This is a genomic window from Novosphingobium sp. Chol11 (assembly GCF_900218065.1).
GTDB classification, from domain to species: Bacteria; Pseudomonadota; Alphaproteobacteria; order Sphingomonadales; family Sphingomonadaceae; genus Sphingobium; species Sphingobium agri.
On the sequence record NZ_OBMU01000005.1, the window covers coordinates 99,053 to 112,030 of the forward strand.

General features: G+C 65.4%; 14 protein-coding genes. 10 read left to right on the forward strand and 4 right to left on the reverse strand.

Going from position 1 to position 12,978, the window contains the following annotated elements; all coding sequences use genetic code 11:
• Positions 1–29: 29 nt before the first annotated feature.
• Together NCHOL11_RS17525 and NCHOL11_RS17530 are read left to right on the forward strand one after the other, a co-directional pair.
• Positions 30–206: a hypothetical protein gene (locus NCHOL11_RS17525; protein WP_313443268.1), complete on the forward strand. Its 177-nt coding sequence runs from the start codon at positions 30–32 to the stop codon at positions 204–206.
• Between the two features lie 263 nt (positions 207–469).
• A complete protein-coding gene (locus NCHOL11_RS17530; protein WP_007683376.1) occupies positions 470–1,105 on the forward strand; it encodes a response regulator transcription factor in 636 nt (211 codons plus the stop codon).
• Positions 1,106–1,131: 26 nt separating this feature from the next.
• Here NCHOL11_RS17530 and cueR read toward each other — a convergent pair whose 3' ends face one another.
• From cueR to copC, 4 genes are all read right to left on the reverse strand, one after another.
• Positions 1,132–1,530: a Cu(I)-responsive transcriptional regulator gene (cueR, locus tag NCHOL11_RS17535; protein ID WP_004212744.1), complete on the reverse strand. Its 399-nt coding sequence runs from the start codon at positions 1,528–1,530 to the stop codon at positions 1,132–1,134.
• Positions 1,527–3,884, reverse strand: a complete 2,358-nt coding sequence (locus tag NCHOL11_RS17540; protein ID WP_007683374.1) for a heavy metal translocating P-type ATPase — start codon at positions 3,882–3,884, stop codon at positions 1,527–1,529. The genes cueR and NCHOL11_RS17540 overlap by 4 nt, the downstream gene beginning before the upstream one ends.
• 394 nt (positions 3,885–4,278) lie before the next feature.
• Complete coding sequence (copD, locus tag NCHOL11_RS17550; RefSeq protein ID WP_007683373.1) at positions 4,279–5,223, reverse strand: copper homeostasis membrane protein CopD; 945 nt, start codon at positions 5,221–5,223, stop codon at positions 4,279–4,281.
• 4 nt (positions 5,224–5,227) lie between these two features.
• A complete protein-coding gene (copC, locus tag NCHOL11_RS17555; RefSeq protein WP_007683372.1) occupies positions 5,228–5,605 on the reverse strand; it encodes a copper homeostasis periplasmic binding protein CopC in 378 nt (125 codons plus the stop codon).
• Positions 5,606–5,738: 133 nt separating this feature from the next.
• On the opposite strand from copC, the gene NCHOL11_RS17560 reads away from it, so the two are divergent.
• The 8 genes from NCHOL11_RS17560 to NCHOL11_RS17595 all read left to right on the forward strand — a co-directional run bounded on the left by NCHOL11_RS17560 (position 5,739) and on the right by NCHOL11_RS17595 (position 12,925).
• Positions 5,739–6,011 carry a hypothetical protein gene (locus NCHOL11_RS17560; protein WP_007683370.1) on the forward strand — a complete coding sequence of 91 codons (273 nt, stop codon included), beginning with the start codon at positions 5,739–5,741 and terminating at the stop codon, positions 6,009–6,011.
• Complete coding sequence (locus NCHOL11_RS17565; protein WP_007683368.1) at positions 6,011–6,451, forward strand: periplasmic heavy metal sensor; 441 nt, start codon at positions 6,011–6,013, stop codon at positions 6,449–6,451. Before NCHOL11_RS17560 ends, NCHOL11_RS17565 begins: the two co-directional genes overlap by 1 nt.
• Positions 6,448–7,014, forward strand: coding sequence for an RNA polymerase sigma factor (locus tag NCHOL11_RS17570; protein WP_007683367.1), 567 nt, complete (start codon positions 6,448–6,450; stop codon positions 7,012–7,014). Before NCHOL11_RS17565 ends, NCHOL11_RS17570 begins: the two co-directional genes overlap by 4 nt.
• Positions 7,015–7,080: 66 nt before the next feature.
• Positions 7,081–9,006, forward strand: coding sequence for a copper resistance system multicopper oxidase (locus NCHOL11_RS17575; RefSeq protein WP_007683365.1), 1,926 nt, complete (start codon positions 7,081–7,083; stop codon positions 9,004–9,006).
• Complete coding sequence (locus NCHOL11_RS17580) at positions 9,006–10,154, forward strand: copper resistance protein B (RefSeq protein ID WP_007683363.1); 1,149 nt, start codon at positions 9,006–9,008, stop codon at positions 10,152–10,154. The genes NCHOL11_RS17575 and NCHOL11_RS17580 overlap by 1 nt, the downstream gene beginning before the upstream one ends.
• A 90-nt stretch (positions 10,155–10,244) precedes the next feature.
• Positions 10,245–10,718 (forward strand): DUF305 domain-containing protein, encoded by a 474-nt coding sequence (locus tag NCHOL11_RS17585; protein WP_007683361.1) that lies wholly within the window; start codon positions 10,245–10,247, stop codon positions 10,716–10,718.
• Positions 10,719–10,776: 58 nt separating this feature from the next.
• The gene (locus NCHOL11_RS17590) at positions 10,777–12,312 is read left to right on the forward strand and encodes a two-component system sensor histidine kinase NtrB (protein WP_007683359.1); all 1,536 of its coding nucleotides are present in this window, start codon (positions 10,777–10,779) and stop codon (positions 12,310–12,312) included.
• Complete coding sequence (locus tag NCHOL11_RS17595; protein ID WP_007683357.1) at positions 12,302–12,925, forward strand: response regulator transcription factor; 624 nt, start codon at positions 12,302–12,304, stop codon at positions 12,923–12,925. Before NCHOL11_RS17590 ends, NCHOL11_RS17595 begins: the two co-directional genes overlap by 11 nt.
• Positions 12,926–12,978 lie beyond the last annotated feature (53 nt).

Below are 12,978 nucleotides of genomic sequence, written 5' to 3' on the forward strand. Positions count from 1 at the left end.
AAAATCGCGGCAGGGAAGGAGGATATGTCGTGTCGCACACACGCTCGTTCATCGATCCCCTCGACGTTGCTGGGCACCTGAAGCTTGAGCCCGAAGTAAAGCGCGCCACCCTGCTATCCTGGGCGTCCGATCGCGCAGCCGTCAAGGGCCAACCCGCCCCCCTCGCCCGCCGGGCGCCAGTAACCCGCTGCCGGTCGACGATGTGATGGAAGCGTAGCGATGGCTCGATCGCGCCGAGGGCGGCGCGGGCAACTCGCATGCATCGTCCGGAGCAGAGACCCGGCAATGAGCCGCAGCGACCGCGGCATTGGTGTGAGCGGAGTAGCCGAACCCTCACAGTTTCGCTGTCCTTCGCCGTTTTGCCTCGCCAAATTTTTACTCTTGACCTGGGACCATAGTCCAACGTGCAGAGAAGTATCCCTTGAAGCGCTGCCCTCGCGGCACTGCGTATTGATCGATCTCGGGGGCTATGGGGAACAAGCGCGTCGTGCATATCGTCGATGACGAAGAGACAATACGAAAAGCACTAAGTTTCACGTTGCGGACCGCAGGGTTTGCCGTAGAAGCCTACGCTTCGGGGCCGGAGTTTCTGTTGAGCGCAGAGGACGCCGAGAAAGGCTGCGTGGTTCTCGACATGCACATGCCCGACATGGACGGCCTGCAGGTTCAGGCGGAGCTGACGCGACGCGGTATCGACATGCCCGTCGTGGTGCTGACGGGCAATGGCGATCCTACGCTCGCCGTACAGGCGATGAAGGCGGGCGCTGCCGACTTTCTCGCCAAACCGGTCGAGAAGGCCGCATTGCTCGGCGCGATCGACCGCGGCTTCAGCTGGCTTGAGAGTATAGCCCGTCGTGCCTCCGAACAGGCCGACGCTCTTTCGAAAGCCGCGAGACTGACGCAGCGCGAACGGGCCGTTCTGAGAGGAATTTCGCGAGGCTATCCAAATAGCCTTATCGCAGATGAACTCGGCGTCACGTCGCGCACGGTCGAGCTGCATCGGGCCAGTCTGATGATCAAACTCAACGCGCAAAGCCTGCCCGACCTGTTGCGGATCGCTTTCGCCGTCGACCTGCACGAATCGACCGAAAACGGGCACCCCTAAAATTCTCGGCCGTGCGATGCCGGATGCTATGCGGATCGGGCCGCGGCCAGTTCGGCGATGATCGGACAATCCGGCCGCTCGTCGCCTTGGCAGCGCTCAGCCAGGTCGATTAGCGTGTCGCGCAGCGCCGTCAACGCCTCGGCTTTGCGCTGAAACTCATCGGCGCGGGCAAGGGCAAGCCGCTTCACCTCCGCGCTGGCACGGCCGGTATTGGCCCAAAGGCTGAGCAACGTGCGGATCTCCTCGATCGGGAAGCCGAGATCGCGGGCATTGGCGATAAACCGGAGGCGATGGAGGTCGCGCTCGCCATAGTCACGATAGCCAGCACCCCGACGCGCCGGCGCCGGGATGAGGCCGATCTTTTCATAATGGCGGATCATCCGCTCAGAGACGCCGCTCTGCCGTGACGTCTCGCCGATGTTCACAGTGCTTTCCGGTTGAGGCGCAGCGCGTTGGTGACCACGCTCACCGAAGAGAGCGCCATCGCCGCCGCCGCGATAATGGGCGAGAGCAGAATACCGAACAGCGGATAGAGCGCACCCGCCGCTACGGGCACGCCCGCGACATTGTAGATGAAGGCGAAGACGAGATTCTGGCGGATGTTCGACATGGTCGCTTGGCTGAGCCGCCGCGCCCGGACGATGCCAGTCAGGTCGCCCTTGAGCAGCGTGACGCCAGCGCTCTCGATCGCGACGTCGGTGCCGGAACCCATGGCGATGCCGACGTCGGCGGCGGCCAACGCGGGGGCGTCGTTGACACCGTCGCCGGCCATGGCGACGACCCGCCCCTCGCGCTTGAACCTGGCGACCACGGCGCTCTTCTGATCGGGCAGCACCTCGGCTTCGACCTCGTCGATGCCCAGGCGTCGGGCGACCGCTTCCGCGGTCGTGCGGTTGTCGCCGGTCAGCATGACCACGCGAATGCCCTCCGCCTTGAGCGCGGCGAGCGCTTCTGGTGTCGTGGCCTTCACCGGATCGGCGATCGCGAAGGCGCCGCCGACTGTGCCGTCGACCCCGATGAAGATCGCGGTGGCGCCATCCCGGCGCAGCGCGTCGGCCTGGCTGGCGAGCGCATCGGTCGCAACCCCTTCGTCGGCAAGGAACTGCGCATTGCCGAGGACGATGCGCCGCCCTTCGACCGTGCCGAGCGCGCCGCGCCCGGTCGGCGAGTCGAAGTCGATGACGTCGCTCGTGACGATGCCGCGATCCTTCGCGGCCTCGACGATTGCCAACGCGAGCGGATGCTCGGACGCCCGCTCGACCGAGGCGGCAAGACGCAGCAGCTCGGCTTCGTCGAAGCCGGGCGCCGGCACGACCTGGGTGACGGCAGGCCGGCCTTCGGTCAGCGTGCCTGTCTTGTCGACGACGAGAGTGTCGACCTTCTCCATATGCTCGAGTGCTTCGGCATTTTTGATGAGGACACCGAGCCCGGCGCCGCGGCCGACCCCGACCATGATCGACATCGGCGTTGCCAGCCCCAGTGCGCAGGGACAGGCGATGATCAGCACGGCGACCGCCGCCACCAGCCCATAGGCGAAGCGCGGCTCGGGACCCCAGATGCCCCAGGCGATGAACGCGACGGCCGCGACCGCGATGACCACGGGCACAAACCAGCCCGACACCTGATCGGCCATGCGCTGGATCGGCGCGCGCGAGCGCTGCGCCTCAGCGACCATCTGGACGATGCGTGCGAGCATGGTATCGCGGCCGACCTTGTCGGCGACGATCACCAGCGCACCGGTCTGGTTGAGCGTGCCGCCGATCACTGTGTCGGCCTTTGCCTTGGTGACGGGCATGGATTCGCCGGTGACCATCGACTCGTCGAGCGAGGAGCGGCCGTCCTCGACTACGCCGTCGACCGGCACCTTCTCGCCCGGCCGCACCCGCAGGCGGTCGCCCACCGCAACCAGATCAAGGCTGATTTCCTCTTCGTTCCCATCAGAACCGATCCGGCGCGCGGTCTTTGGTGCAAGGTTGAGCAGCGCCTTGATCGCGCCCGAGGTGCGTTCCCGCGCGCGCAGTTCGAGCATCTGGCCGAGCAGCACGAGGACGGTGATCACCGCGGCCGCCTCGAAATAGACGGCAACCATGCCGTCCTCGCCGCGGAAGGCCGGCGGGAACAGCTGAGGCGCGAGCGTCGCGATGACGCTGTAGATCCAGGCGACCCCGGTCCCCATCGCGATCAGGGTGAACATGTTGAAGTTGCGGGTCTTGAGCGAGGCCCAGCCACGCTCGAAGAACGGCCAGCCCGCCCACAGCACGACGGGTGTCGCCAGCACGAACTGGATCCATACCGAGATAGACATCGGCACGAGGCGATGGATCGCGGGAAAGACATGCGCGCCCATCTCGAGGATCAGCACCGGGAGAGCCAGCACGAGGCCGACCCAGAAGCGCCGCGTGAAATCGACTAGCTCGTGGCTGGGGCCGCTGTCGGCGGTCACGGTCGCGGGTTCGAGCGCCATGCCGCAGATCGGACAGGACCCGGGATGGTCCTGGCGGATCTCGGGATGCATCGGGCAGGTCCAGATCGTGCCTTCGGGCGCCGCGACCGGCGGCGTCGGCGGGCCGAGATAGCGCTCGGGATCGGCGATGAATTTGGTCCGGCAGCCCGCGCTGCAGAAATGATAGCTTTCACCGCTATGCTCGGCGTGATGCGCCGTGGTCGCCGGGTCGACGGTCATGCCGCAGACCGGGTCCTTGACGCCGGTCGCCGCTTTAGCGGTGCCGTGGCCGCCGCAGCAACCGCCGCCATGCGCCGCTCCATGTGTCTCGTTCATCGCCTCGCTCCTTTCGACGCCTGACGATCTAGGGTCTGACACCGTGTCAGGGTCAATACGTAATCGCCTAAGTGGCCAAATCGGCGGGCCCGTTCGCTTGGCCGCCATCAGGCCGGGGAGCACGCCGTCGGCATTGGGCTGGGTATCGTCGATGCCATCGAGCCGCTGCACGGTCAGGCGGAAGGCGAGCCGCATGAGACCCGTGCTGGCGGCCATAATCGGCGATTACCAGGCGCCAATCCGGGCGCAGCATGGCAAGCATGGCGGCACGCCACCGCTTCTCCCGCGCCCACAGGCGGATCGCGCGATCATAGTCTTTCGTCGATCCAGTCCCGCGCGGCGGGGTGTACGATTGCATTGGCTTCTCCCAACGCGAGGCGTTCGAAACGATAAACTACATCGACATGGGTGGCGACAGTGTCCCCAGCCAGGCGACCAGCCCGAGAATGACGATCGCAAGACCGCCTTCGACGACGAGGCTCGCGCGCAGCAGCGCCTGCGCCCGTGGCGCGTCCTCTTCCTCGATCGCCTGCGCAAGTGCCGGGGTCAGGCGATAACGGTTGAGCGCGGCCAGGCCCAGCATGCCGGCGAAGAGCAGCAGCTTGGCGATGAGCAGCAGGCCGTAGGTCGACTGCCCGAGAGACGCGATGTTGCCCGGGCCGACCAGGAACCAGCCGTTCACCGTCCCGGTCAGGATCAGCAGGGCGACGATGATCGTGCCGACGAAGGAGAAGCCCCGCAGCGCTTCCTCGGCGAGCATGACCCGGTCCATGTCTTCAGTGGCGAGATCATCGGTTGCGAGCCTGGTAAGAACCAGCGCAAGGAATGCGGCAAGCGCGCCGACCCAGGCGCCCGCGGCGAGCAGATGGATGAGATCGGCCCCCAGTTGCAGCCAGCCCGCCTCGCCTTCGCCGGCCGCGCCATGCCCGCTCCAGGCGAGGGTCGCGAGTGCGACCGCGCCTGCCAGAGTGGAGGCGATGAAGGCAGGACGGGATTGCCGGCGATAGAAGGGGATGGAGAGCAGAAGAACGAGGAGCGCGACGAGGCGCGCCTTCAGCGCCGTTCCCATGGACGTGCCGTTGAACAGCTCTGCGACCATGGAAAGATCAGGCTGGGTGAGCGGCAGCCCGGTCATGGCCGCTGCCTGCAACGCGAACCCCAGCGCCGACAGCAGGAGGGCGAGACAGGCGAGACCGGCCACCATTGCTACCATCGGCAGATGCCGCTGTACCATCCGGCCGCCGCCGGGCGCATAGAGCGCGAACAGCGGCAGGCCGAACAACAGGCCGAGATCGACGTAGAGCGCCCAGCGGACGGCGACGAGTGCCACGTCGTTCATGGCGTCACTTGACGGTAAAGGCGAGATTGCCCTGGATGCGGTGCGTGTCGGTCGAGACGACGTGCCAGGCGACCTGATAGCTGCCCGCCATGAGCGGCTTGGCGAGCGTCAGCACGAGCGTCTTGTCGCCTTCGACGGACGTCTTGAAGCCGGTTACCGCCATGCGGTGGTTGGGCATGCCGGGCATGCCGGTCATCACGATCTCGGCGCCCGACAGCTTCGGCATCAGACCTTCACTGAAGGTGAGCGTTATACGCGACGGCGCCGAGACGCTGGCGTTCGCGGCGGGCGTCGAGGACACAAGCTTGGGATGCGCGTAGGCCGGAGCAGAAACACTCAGGCCGACGGCGGCGATAACTGCGAGAGGCGAAAAGAAACGCATTGGAACATTCTCCTGTAGATCCCATGAGACAATACGCAGCCCGAGCCCCCACCCCTCGCAATTATTCTTTTCAATCTACAGCAAGGGTTCCTGGACCATCGTGCGTATTGATGGATGAAGACGGAGAAGCACCATGGATGAACTTGACCACCTGCTCTCGCGGTTGCGCGATGCGCCTCTCGATCCCAGGCTCGGCGGCCTGGAAAGCCGGGTCATGGCGGAAATAGCGCGCATCCGGGCCATACCAAGCCTTGGCGCTATGACGTTCGGCATCGCGGCCGCAACCGCGCTGTTCATCGGAATTGCCGGCTCGGCAGTTTCGACACGGTCTGCTGATGCCAAACCGCTATCGCCCTTCGATGCTCGGCTCGCGCTTGCGCCCTCGACGCTGCTGAGCTCGCAGTGATGCGCGACCGCCGCCGGCTCCTGCTCCTCGTCCTGGTGACCTTCGCCGCGGCGATCGCTGGCGTTGTCATTGGCCGCGTCTATGTGGTTCCAGTGCGCCCGGTCGAAAATGAGCTGCACGAGCTGCTCCATCGCGATCTGAAGCTGAATTCAGCGCAACACAGCCGACTCGAGACAATCGAGAAGAACTACGCGATCCGGCGTCAAGCGCTGGAGGCCGAATTGCGCGCCGACAATGCGCGTCTCGCGGAAGCGATCGAAGCGGAGCATGGCTATGGCCCGCAAGTCGCAACTGCGGTGGATCGCTCGCACCAGGCCATGGGCGCGCTGCAGAAAGAAACACTTGAGCATATCTTCGCGATGCGGGCCGTGCTGCGCCCGGATCAGACGGACAAATTCGACGACGCCGTGGTGAAAGCGCTGACGGCCAAATCCGAATGACCGCGTGCCTCCCCGACTGCTCGGACGGGGAGCTCGCGGCTCTGGCGCTTGGAGGCCGGCAAGCGGCCTATGGCGAGCTGGTCCGCCGGCATCAAGGTTGGGTTCACCGGCTCGTGCGCAGCCATGTCGGATCTATGGATGAGGCATTGGATGTCACCCAGGCGAGCTTCGTCGCGGCCTTTGCCGCACTCAACCGCTATGACGTAACCCGACCCTTCCAGGTCTGGATGTCCCGGATTGTCATCAACAAATGCCATGACTGGCGGCGTCGGCGAGCGGTTCGAAATTTCTTTGCCCTAGCCCTACCGCTCGGCGAGGCGGACGGCGTCGCCGACGACGCACCGCTGCCCGATCAGGCGATCGGGGCCGAACAGCAGCTCGCGCAAGCAATGAAAGCGATTGCTGCCCTGCCGTCTTCCCTCAAGGACACGCTTATTTTGCGTACGATCGACGAGAAATCGGAAGCTGAAACCGCCGAAATTCTCGGGATCAGCCAGAAGGCGGTCGAAACGCGCCTCTATCGAGCTAGGGCACGCCTTTCGGAAATATTAAAGAAAGTTTGAGGGGGATGAGGCCATGCTGCGTATTCCCAATAGGTACGCCCTCTTTCTTAAAGCTGAGACAACCGAATGATTTCTGCTCTCGACCGCCGCCAGTTCCTCCGCGGCGCGGCCCTCGCCGGCGGCGGCGCAGCATTGTCAGCCTGGCTGCCGGCCTGGGCGCAGACGATCTCGCCGGGGATGCGACCGACGCTGCCGACCGTGTCGGGCGAAGACATTACGCTCACCATCGCCCGGCAGTCGATGACCATCGACGGGCGCAAGTTCCGGGCAATCGGCCTCAACGGCACGGTCCCCGCCCCGCTGATCCGGCTGCGCGAGGGCCAGCGCGTGCGGCTCAACGTCATCAATCAGCTGGAGGAGGACAGCTCGATCCACTGGCACGGGCTGATCCTGCCGGCCAATATGGACGGTGTGCCGGGCGTGTCTTTTCCGGGCATCAAGCCGGGCTCGAACTACCTCTACCAGTTCTCCGTCGTGCAAAGCGGCACCTACTGGTACCACAGCCATTCAGGCCTGCAGGAACAGGAAGGCCATTACGGCCCGATCATCATCGATCCCGCCGGTGCCGATCCGGTCGCCTATGACCGCGAGCATGTCATCGTGCTCGCCGATCACAGCGCGCTCTCGCCGCAGGCGATCTTCCGGCGCCTCAAGGTCAACCCCGGCCATTTCAATTTCCAGCGCCAGACCCTGGCCGGGCTCCTGTCGGGCAAGGATCAGCCGCTCAAGGACCGGCTCGACTGGGGCCAGATGCGGATGGACCCGGCCGACATCTCCGATGTGACCGGATCCACCTACACCTATCTCGTCAACGGCCATGGTCCGATGGACAACTGGACCGCGCTCTTCACCCCGGGCGAACGGGTGCGGCTGCGGGTCATCAATGCGTCGGCGATGACCACCTTCAACGTCCGCATCCCCGGCCTGCCGCTGACCATCGTCCAGGCCGACGGGCAGAATGTGGTGCCGGTCACCGTCGACGAGTTCCAGGTTGGTGTTGCCGAGACCTACGACGTCGTTGTCAGCCCAGGCGATGACAAGGCCTACACCCTTGTCGGCGAGGCGATCGACCGCTCGGGCATGGCGCGTGCCACGCTCGCGCCGCGCGCCGGCATGGCCGGCGAGGTTCCCCCCTTACGCAAACGGCCGCTCGCCGACATGAAGGACATGGGCATGGACATGTCCTCGATGCCGGGCATGGAAGGCATGGACATGTCGGGCGGCGCTATGCGGGGCGTCGATCCGACGGCCGAGAAGAACGCGTCCGCGCGCCTCGCGACCGGCGCGGCGGCAGCGATGGCGACCATGGACAATAGCGCCATGGCAGGCATGGATCATTCGGGGATGGATCATTCCGCGATGAGCGGGATGGACCACGGCGCGATGGGCGCCGATGGCCAGATGGCGGGCATGGACCATGGCGGGCACGCGATGGGGTCGATGAAGATGCGAGACTTCTCGAACGCGCCGCAGGTGAAGCGCGACCCGAGCGTCCAGACCATCTCGCCGATGCCCGTCGACCGCACCGGCGAGCCCGGCCAGGGCCTCGCCGACGTCGGCCACAAGGTGCTTGTCTACAGGGACCTGATGGCGCTCGATCGCAATCCGGACGTGCGCGCGCCGAGCCGCAGCATCGACATTCACCTCACCGGCAACATGGAGCGGTTCATGTGGTCGTTCGACGGCGAAAAAATGTCGGACCATCACGAGCCGATCCCCTTCATCGAAGGCGAGCGGGTGCGCGTCAATCTCATCAACGACACGATGATGGGGCATCCGATCCATATTCACGGGCATTTTTTCGAGCTGGTGACGGGGCATGGCGATCATGCGCCACGCAAGCATACGGTAATCGTCCAGCCCGGCGGCAAGGTGACCTGGGACTTCACCGCCGACGCGGTCGGCGACTGGGCCTTCCACTGTCATCTCCTCTACCACATGCATGCCGGGATGATGCGGGTCGTGAGCGTCCGTCCGAAGGGAGACGCGTAATGACCCGCATCCTCACGCCGCTGGTGAGCGCGATCGCCCTTTTCGCTGCCGCGCCCGCCTTTGCCCAGGATCATTCAATGCACGGCATGCCCGGCATGGCGCCGCCGGGCGAGGTGCCGCCGGCGCAGGAGAAGAAGAAGGACAAGGCCGCCGCCAGGCCGCGCGCTCAGACACCAGCGCCAGACGCCACCTCGGCGATGGACCATTCGCAGCACCAGGCCAGTCCTGCGCCGCAGGGAGATGCGGCCGGTCAGCCGCAACCCGCGTCTCCCGCGATGCCGGACATGCCGGGCATGGACCACTCCCAGCATCAGGACGGCGCGATGCCGGACATGCCCGGGATGGACCATTCGCAGCATGGCCAGACCGCCATGCCCGGCATGCAAATGACCGGCACGGCGCTTCCGGCCGGCAATGCGCCCCCGCCGCCTCCCCCCAGCGACCACTTCGCCGATCGTGATTTTCCCGGCGCCGAGATGGCGCGCTCACGCGACATCATGATGAAGGACAGCGGCGGCAACAATTTCGGGCAGGTGCTGCTCAACCTGTTCGAGTATCAAGCGCATAGCGGTCGCGATGGCTATCGCTGGGATGGCGAAGGCTTTTACGGCGGCGATATCAACCGGCTCTGGCTCAAGAGCGAGGGCGAAGGCGAGTTCGGCCGCGGCATCGACAGCGCGGAGGTGCAGGTGCTCTATAGCCGGGCCATCGACCCCTATTTCAATCTTCAGGGCGGTATCCGCCAGGACTTCGGCCGCGGGCCCGACCGCACTTACGCGACGGTCGGCGTCGAGGGCCTGGCTCCCGGCATGTTCGAAGTCGAAGGCGCGCTGTTCCTCTCGACCAAGGGCGATGTTCTGGGCCGGGTCGAGGGCTATTACGACCAGCGCATTACCCAGCGCCTGATCTTGCAGCCGCGCGCCGAGGTCAATTTCGCCGCGCAGGATATTCCGGAGAACGACATCGGTTCGGGGCTGGTCAACATAGAGCTCGGCGCGCGCCTGCGCTATGAGTTCAGCCGCCAGTTCGCACCCTATATCGGCGTCTCTTATCTGCGCAAAGCCGGCGACACGGCGCGGCTGTCGAGGCTTGCCGGCGAGGACGTCCATGCCACCAGCTTCGTCGCCGGCATCCGCTTCTGGTTCTAGCATCGGGACGGCTGATGGCGGGGGCGAACAGGAGAGCGGGGCGTTACACTGAGACCCAGGTCGGCCTGCGCCGAACGAAGGAGATACGCCATGGATCATTCGTCCCACATGAGCACACGGAAGATGGGCGCCTATTGGAGCCTGGCCTTCCAGACCGTCATCAGCGGCGTCATCATGTATCTGGTGATGTTCGTCATGATCGACGGGCTCGACAGCTTCTACAACAACCTCAACATGCTCTACATGACGCTGATGATGGTCTCACCGATGGTGGTGCTCATGATCCTCGCCATGCGGCACATGTTCCCGTCGAAGGCCGCCAACATCGCGCTGATCGCCGCGTCGCTGGTCGCCTTCTTGGGCAGCTTCGCGTTCATCCGCACGCAGACCACGATCGGCGACACGGCCTTTCTGCGCTCGATGATCCCACACCACTCCGGCGCGATCCTGATGTGCCAGGAAGCAAAGCTGAGCGATCCCGAAGTCATCCGGCTTTGCGAATCGATCAAGCGCTCGCAGCGGCAGGAAATCGACGAGATGAAGGCCATACTCGCGCGGCGCTGAGTGGCACGGTCCGGCTACGCCCGGATACGTGCGCCCGGCCGGGCGTGTGAGCCGGCCGATGGTCTACACGAGGCGCGGGCCCGACGAGATTGCCAGGGAGGTGGCGCGGCTTGCGCCGCTGTTCCTGCGACAGGCTGGCGGCCACGTCCTGACGCTGCTCGATCCTTCCGGGATGGTGCTGAGCTATAATGAAGAAGGCGAGCGTGCCGAATGCTGGCCGCTCGATCGCGTCCTGGGACAGCCCCACGACCTGTTCTACCCGCCCGACGAGATTGCGGCGGGGCGTCCAGGCGCAGACCTGGCGGCCGCCCTTCACGAGGGCACGCTGGAGCGCGAAGCGTGGCGGGTCTGCGAGAACGGCGCGGAATATCTGGCGCGCCTGACGATCACCGCACTGTTCGAAGGCGACACACATCGCGGCTTCGCCTGCATCAGCCGCGATGTCACCGACGAGGCGGCGGTCCGCGCATCGATCGAGACCCGCGAGCAGCATCTGCAATCGATTCTGGCGACGGTGCCGGATGCGATGATCATCATCGACGAGACCGGCGCCATCACGTCGTTCAGCGCAGCGGCACAACGCCTGTTCGGCTACAGCGAAGCCGAGCTCGTCGGCCGCAACGTCTCCTGCCTTATGCCCCAGCCCGATCGCGACCGTCACGACGAATATCTCGCGCATTATCTGCAGACCGGCGAGCGCCGGATCATCGGCCTCGGTCGCGTCGTGGTCGGCCAGCGCCGCGACGGCTCAACCTTCCCGATGCAGCTGTCGGTCGGCGAGGCCGGTGAAGACGGGCAGCGGTTGTTCACCGGCTTTATCCGGGATCTCACCGCCAAGGAGCAGGATGAGCTCAGGCTCAAGGAACTGCAGGCAGAGCTGGTCCATGTCTCTCGGCTGAGCGCGATGGGCACGATGGCCTCGACGCTCGCGCATGAGCTCAACCAGCCGCTTGCCGCGGTCGCGCTCTATCTCGAGACGATCCGCGACATGCTCGACGAGCGGGACGACGAACCCTTCGTGTCGCTACGGTCGGTGATGGATGATGCGGCACAGGAAACGCTGCGGGCCGGCCATATCGTCCGGCGCCTGCGCGATTTCGTCGCCCGCGGCGAGGTCGACAAGAGCCTCCACGAGCTGCCGCAGGTCATCGCCGAGGCGAGCCAGCTCGCGCTGGTCGGTGCACGCGAGCGCGGCATCCGCAGCTTCTTTGCGGTCGATCCCGCCGCGACGCTGGTCCTCGTCGACAGGGTGCAGATCCAGCAGGTGCTGGTCAACCTGATGCGCAATGCCATCGAGGCGATGGCGGAGTGTCCGGTTCGCGACCTCAAGGTGGCGACCAGGTTGCGCCCTGACGGGCTGATCGAGGTGACCGTGGAGGATACCGGTCCCGGCATCGCGGACGGAATCCGCGAGCAGCTCTTCACGGCGTTCAACTCGACAAAGGCCGACGGCATGGGCCTCGGCCTCTCGATCTGCCGGACCATCATCGAAGCGCATGGCGGCCGTATCTGGATGGAGCGCCCCGACCGCGGCGGCACCCGCTTTCATTTTACCTTGATCCATGCGCGGGCGGAGGAGGAACATGGGGGATAGACGCGTCATCCATCTGGTCGACGACGAGGAGAGCATCCGCAAGGCGGCGAGCTTTGCGCTCAAGACCGCGGGCTACGACGTCGTGACCTATGCCTCGGGCGTGGAGTTTCTCAAGGAGGCGAAGTCGGCGGCCGTCGGCTGCGTCATCCTTGACGTGCGCATGCCCGAGATGGACGGTCTCGAGGTTCAGGCCGCCATGGCAGCACGCGGGGTCAACATGCCGGTCATCGTCCTGACCGGCCATGGCGACGTGTCGGTTGCGGTGCAGGCCATGAAAGGCGGCGCGGTCGACTTTCTCGAGAAGCCCTTCGAGAAAGCGGCCCTGCTCGGCGCCGTCAGCCGCGCGTTCGCGCGTCTCGACGATGTCGACTTTCGCACTCTGGAAACCTCTGAAGCCGGCGTGCGGGTCGCTGCACTGACGCCCCGGGAGCGTGAAGTGCTGGAAGGGCTGGCGAACGGCCTGCCCAATAAGACGATCGCCTATGACCTGGGCTGTTCATCGCGAACGGTCGAGGTCCATCGCGCGAGCCTGATGGCCAAGCTCGAGGTCCGCAATTTGTCCGAAGCCCTGCGGATCGCCTTTGCCGCGGGCATGGGCCGCAAGCCGAAGTGACTGCGACCTCTACGTAGCGACGGGACGAGGCGCGATATGCGATCGATGGTGCA

What these genes read in the sequence shown, in the direction of transcription:
- NCHOL11_RS17540 (WP_007683374.1), bottom strand. Translation starts at nt 3,884, where the DNA reads ATGAACGAGACACATGGAGCGGCGCATGGCGGCGGTTGCTGCGGCGGC.
- copD (WP_007683373.1), bottom strand. Translation starts at nt 5,223, where the DNA reads ATGAACGACGTGGCACTCGTCGCCGTCCGCTGGGCGCTCTACGTCGAT.
- NCHOL11_RS17590 (WP_007683359.1), top strand. Translation starts at nt 10,777, where the DNA reads ATGGTCTACACGAGGCGCGGGCCCGACGAGATTGCCAGGGAGGTGGCG.
- NCHOL11_RS17560 (WP_007683370.1), top strand. Translation starts at nt 5,739, where the DNA reads ATGGATGAACTTGACCACCTGCTCTCGCGGTTGCGCGATGCGCCTCTC.
- NCHOL11_RS17530 (WP_007683376.1), top strand. Translation starts at nt 470, where the DNA reads ATGGGGAACAAGCGCGTCGTGCATATCGTCGATGACGAAGAGACAATA.
- NCHOL11_RS17575 (WP_007683365.1), top strand. Translation starts at nt 7,081, where the DNA reads ATGATTTCTGCTCTCGACCGCCGCCAGTTCCTCCGCGGCGCGGCCCTC.
- NCHOL11_RS17585 (WP_007683361.1), top strand. Translation starts at nt 10,245, where the DNA reads ATGGATCATTCGTCCCACATGAGCACACGGAAGATGGGCGCCTATTGG.
- copC (WP_007683372.1), bottom strand. Translation starts at nt 5,605, where the DNA reads ATGCGTTTCTTTTCGCCTCTCGCAGTTATCGCCGCCGTCGGCCTGAGT.
- NCHOL11_RS17595 (WP_007683357.1), top strand. Translation starts at nt 12,302, where the DNA reads ATGGGGGATAGACGCGTCATCCATCTGGTCGACGACGAGGAGAGCATC.
- NCHOL11_RS17580 (WP_007683363.1), top strand. Translation starts at nt 9,006, where the DNA reads ATGACCCGCATCCTCACGCCGCTGGTGAGCGCGATCGCCCTTTTCGCT.
- NCHOL11_RS17565 (WP_007683368.1), top strand. Translation starts at nt 6,011, where the DNA reads ATGCGCGACCGCCGCCGGCTCCTGCTCCTCGTCCTGGTGACCTTCGCC.
- NCHOL11_RS17570 (WP_007683367.1), top strand. Translation starts at nt 6,448, where the DNA reads ATGACCGCGTGCCTCCCCGACTGCTCGGACGGGGAGCTCGCGGCTCTG.